Genomic DNA, 4,523 nt, shown 5'->3' on the forward strand with positions numbered 1-4,523 from the left:
CGGTGTCCGCCGAGGCCGCGGCCGCCGCGCAGGCGGCGAGGGGGCGCCAGGCCCGCCGGCTGGACTTCCGGGGGCAGAGCGGCGTCGTCCCGCTCGCCCGCGACTTCGCCCGCCAGGCGCTGTACGCGTGGGGCTGGCTGCCCGCCGCCACCGCCGACCAGAGGGCGGCCGCCGAGGACGTCCTCCTCGTGGTCTCCGAACTGGTCACGAACGCCTGCCTGCACGCCGAGGGCCCGGACGAACTGCTGATCGCCCGCGACAACAAGGTGATCCGGGTCGAGGTCTCCGACAGGGGCGCGGGCCAGCCCGCGCCCCGCACCCCGCACCGCGCCGGCCGCCCCGGCGGCCACGGCATGTTCATCGTGCAGCGGCTGTGCCTGGACTGGGGAGTCCACCGCACGCCCGGCCGCTCCGGCAAGACGGTGTGGGCGGAACTGGGCGCACCCGCGTAGTCCCGTCCCGCCGCCCGCACGGTCCCCTCCCGCCCCGCGCGGGGAGGCGGCCCGCCTCCCCGCGGCGACGTCTCCCTCGCCCCTCCCCGCGGAGCGCCCCGGCCGCACGTCTGCCCGCGCACGGCCGCCTCGCCCGTGACGGCGGCCCCGCCCGCGGCACCCGCGCACGGCGGCCCCGCGGCGCACCCTCACCCCGCAGGTGCCGGATCGGCACAACTCCGGGGCGCATCGTGTCTTCCTTCCTCAAGGCCCCGGGCGTACCTTGACGGCCGATCTGATGTGCCGTCAGGAATGAGGGGACCGTGTCGAAGCAGAAGCGAACCGCCGCGCTCGCGACCGCCGCGGCCCTGGCCGGATCGGCGGTCCTGATGGCCGCCCCGGCGGCCAGGGCCGCGGTCGTCGACGTCAACTACGCCTGCAAGACGCCGATCGGCGACAAGAGCGCCGTCTCGCCCATCGACATCAAGGGCGTCAGGAGCGGTGCCGGCTACAAGATCACCATGTCCTGGCAGAAGGGCGTCTCCTCCAGCCCCGTCGAGCTGGGCAAGGGCGCCATGAACCCGAGCGCCACCATCAGGCTGGGCGGCGCCGAGAGCGGCACCCTGAACGTCACCGGTCCGGCCAACCAGCAGGCCGTCCCGGCCAACACCCCCATCCGGATCAGCGATCTGACGGGCACGTACACGCCGAGGAAGACCGGCAAGGTCACCTTCACCGCTGGCGTGCTCACCATCAAGGCGCTCGGCACCACCACGACGTGCACCCCGAGCAACAGCCCCGGCCCCTCCCTCACGCTCGACGTGACGGCGGCCGGCGGCTCGGGCGGCACCGGCGGCACCCCCGGCGGCGGCTCGGCCCCGGGCGCCGAACTCCCGCAGACCGGCCCCGAGGACTCGGCGATCGCCCTGGGCACCCTCGGCGGCACGGTCCTGCTCGCGGGCGCGGCGGGCGCGCTGTGGCTGACCCGGAGGCACCGGACCGCGCAGCGCTGACCGCACCGCCCCCTCGACAGCTGGAGCGCCGATGTCGTCAGCCGTCCGTGTCCTGAGCCTCAGCCTGCTCGCGCTGCTGGAGGCCGCCCCGGCCGCCGGGGCCGCCGGGGGCTGGTCCGCCGCGCCCGCGGGCGGCGGGCGCCCGTCCTTCTACGCCGAGGGCGGCCCCGGGACGGTCCTGCGGGACACGGTGGCGGTGACCAACCGGGGCGCGAAGGCGCTGACCGTGCGGCTGCGCGGCACCGGCGCCCCGCTCGCCTTCGCCCGGGACGCGGTACGCGTCCCGGCCCGCACCCGCGCCGAGATCCCCTTCACGGTGACGGTCCCGGGGGACGCGCCCCCCGGCGCACGGTCCGCCCGGATCCTCGCCCGCGACGCCGACGGCCGTACCGCGGCCGTCGCCCTGCGGCTGCGGGTCACCGGCCCCCGGCTGTCCGCGCTGACCGTCGAGCGGGTGGCCCTGCGCGCCGACTCCATCGGCTACGTGCTGGTCAACCGCGGGACGACCGCGCTCACCCCGCGCCTCGCCGTCCGCGCCGACGGCGTCCTCGGCCCGCTGTTCGACCGCGCCCCGCGCACGCTCCCGGTGCGCCTCGCCCCGGGCAGCCGTACGGAACTCAGCGAGCCGTGGCCGGGCCGTCCCGCGCTGGACGCGGTCGACGTCCGGCTGAGCGTGACGGCGGCCGGCGGCGCGGCGGACACGGCGGTGGTGTCGGCGCGGTTCGTGCCGTGGGGAGCGGTGACGGGCGTCGCGGCCGTCCTGACGGCACCGGCCGCCCTGCTCCTCGTACGGCGCCGGCGGCGCGGCGCACCGGACGCACCACCCCCCGAGCGGGCCGGGACGACGGGAGCGGGCACGTGAGAGGCAGGGTGCGGATCGCGGTGCTCGCGGCGGTGCTGACGCTGCTGCTGGGGCCGGTGCCCGGCGGCGCGGCGGCGGACGGCACGCCCGCCGTGAAGCTGTCCGCGGCGCAGGCGGGGACGGGCGACTCGCTCACCGTGACCGGCGGCGGCTGGCGCCCGCGCGCCCTGCTGATGATCCTCGTCTGCGGCCAGGCCGTGCCGTCGACCGGGGTGCGCGGCGGCACCAACTCCTGCGCCAACGCCGACGGCAGGGCCGTGACCACGGACGCCGAGGGGCGCTTCCGGCGCGAACTGCCGGTCGCCGAGCCCCCGGTGCCCTGCCCGTGCGTGGTGCACGTGGCGACGGTGACCGGCGAGAAGGCCGAGGCGAACGCCGCCTTCCAGGTCGCCGGGCAGGCGGTCGAGCCGCTGCCCGCGGAGCCGGCGGGCGGCCGGCTGTCGGTCCTCACGGACACCGCGCTGTCCGGCTCCAGCGGACTGCTCACCTGGTTCGGCGCGCCCCCGGAGCGGACGCTGGTCTTCACGGTCGGCAACGCCGGCACCGCGTCCGTGCGCGACCCGGTCTTCCAGGTGGGCACCTCGTACGGCGTGTTCGCCCCCGAGTGGACCGAGCAGCGGTGGCGCGGCACGATCCGGCCGGGCAGCAGGGCGCGCGTCGAACTGCCCGTGGAACTCGCCCCGGGGGCGCGCGGCGACTACACGGTCTCCCTGAAGTACGGCGGCAAGGTGCTGGCGGAACAGCCCTGGGGCGTGGGCCGCCCCTGGGGCGTGACGCTGTTCTGGGTGCTGGCCGGCGTGGTCGTGCCGGCCGCCCTGTTCCGTGTCGGGATGGCCGTGGTGGACCGGGTGCGGCCCCGGCGCACGGCCCGCCGCCGCTTCCCGCGCCTGTCCGGACTGGCCCCGCGCCTGCCCGATGTGGCCCTGCGCCTGCCCGGACTGAGGCCCCGGGAACAGGCGCGGCACGCTGCCTCCCCCGCCACGACCCTGCCGTGGTTCACCCCCGACAACGACCCGGGCACGGCCGGTCGGCTCTGCGCACCGCACGGCGCAGACCCCCCGAGCCCTACGACTCCGACCAGGAAGGGACCCCCGTGAGCGAGCGAAGGAGAGTCGTCCCGGCGAGAGCGCGCGGGGGCGGCGCGGCGGGCGTCGCCCTGCTGCTCGGCGGCGCGGGCGTCCTGCTCGCGGTGGCCGCGGCGCCCGCGCAGGCGGCGGAGGTGTCGTACGCCACCGAGTGCGTCCCGCCCGCCGTCTCCGGGCTGCCGCCGGTCCGGGGCACCACGACGGTGGAGGTCACCGCGCCCGCCGCGGCCGAGGTGGGCGACGAGGTGGAGATCGTCTGGAAGTTCGTCCGGGCGGCGTCCAGGAACCCCGACATCCTCGACCTGGCGGCGAACACGGTCCTGCCGACCGGCACCCTGAAGGCGGCCGGCGCGCAGACGGCCGACGTCGCGATGGCGGGCCCCCGGGAGAACCCGGCGATCCCCAAGGGCGGCGAGATGAAGCTGTCCGACATGAAGGGCAGGCTGAAGCTGACGGCGCCGGGCGAGGTGACGCTCACCCCGGGCGCGTACGACATCAACGTCGACAAGCCGATCTCCACGGACACCGGGTGCGCCGCGAAGGAGGCCGTGAGGCCGGCGGCGACGATCAAGGTGACGGACGGGGCCGGCACCACGGGCGGCACCACCGGGGGCGGGCCCGCGGACCCGACCGGGCCGCCGGCCGGCGGGCCCTCCCCGTCCGGCCCGGAGCCGAGCGCGAGCGGCACGGGCGGCGCCGACGGCGGGACGAGCACCGGCGGGGGCGGCGGCCGGAGCGACTTCACCGGCGAGGAGGTCCAGGTCCCCTACGCCTGCAAGACGCCGATCGGCGACAAGAACGCGACGTCGCCCGTGCAGATCGACGCCAGGAAGAACGGCGGCGACTTCGATCTGACGGTCCGCTTCAAGAAGTCGGTGATGGACTCGCCCGCCGACATCCCCGCGGACTCCGTGAAACCGTCGATGGAGGTCGTCCTCGGGGGCGCCGACAAGGGCACGGTCTCCGTGGCGGGACCGGCCAACGCCGAGCCCGTCAAGGCGGGCGAGCCGATCGAGGTCCCCGATCTCAAGGGGACCTACCGGCCGGGCGCGAGCGGGAGGTCCACGCTCTCGCCGGGCGTGCTGACGGTGAAGGCGCTGGGGACGACGACCACCTGCGCGCCGACCAGGAC

At 77.1% G+C, this 4,523-nt stretch carries 5 protein-coding genes; all 5 read left to right on the forward strand.

Annotation, left to right across the window (positions count from 1 at the left end):
* The first annotated feature begins 2 nt into the window (after positions 1 to 2).
* Entirely contained in the window at positions 3 to 452 is a 450-nt protein-coding gene (locus SZN_RS35525) for an ATP-binding protein (protein WP_007505044.1), read from the forward strand.
* A gap of 302 nt (positions 453 to 754) precedes the next feature.
* Positions 755 to 1,444, forward strand: coding sequence for an LPXTG cell wall anchor domain-containing protein (locus tag SZN_RS35530; protein ID WP_007505046.1), 690 nt, complete (start codon positions 755 to 757; stop codon positions 1,442 to 1,444).
* A gap of 31 nt (positions 1,445 to 1,475) precedes the next feature.
* Positions 1,476 to 2,306, forward strand: coding sequence for a COG1470 family protein (locus SZN_RS35535; protein WP_007505048.1), 831 nt, complete (start codon positions 1,476 to 1,478; stop codon positions 2,304 to 2,306).
* Positions 2,303 to 3,403 (forward strand): hypothetical protein, encoded by a 1,101-nt coding sequence (locus SZN_RS35540; protein ID WP_043734907.1) that lies wholly within the window; start codon positions 2,303 to 2,305, stop codon positions 3,401 to 3,403. Before SZN_RS35535 ends, SZN_RS35540 begins: the two co-directional genes overlap by 4 nt.
* The coding region (locus tag SZN_RS35545; RefSeq protein ID WP_007505053.1) for a hypothetical protein at positions 3,400 to 4,523 on the forward strand (1,124 nt) is incomplete at its 3' end. The genes SZN_RS35540 and SZN_RS35545, both read left to right, overlap by 4 nt.

The sequence above is a fragment of the Streptomyces zinciresistens K42 genome, assembly GCF_000225525.1.
In the GTDB taxonomy this organism is placed as follows: domain Bacteria; phylum Actinomycetota; class Actinomycetes; order Streptomycetales; family Streptomycetaceae; genus Streptomyces; species Streptomyces zinciresistens.

Bases quoted from the DNA above. Each gene is read 5' to 3' on its own strand.
- SZN_RS35535 (WP_007505048.1), top strand. From the start codon at position 1,476: ATGTCGTCAGCCGTCCGTGTCCTGAGCCTCAGCCTGCTCGCGCTGCTG.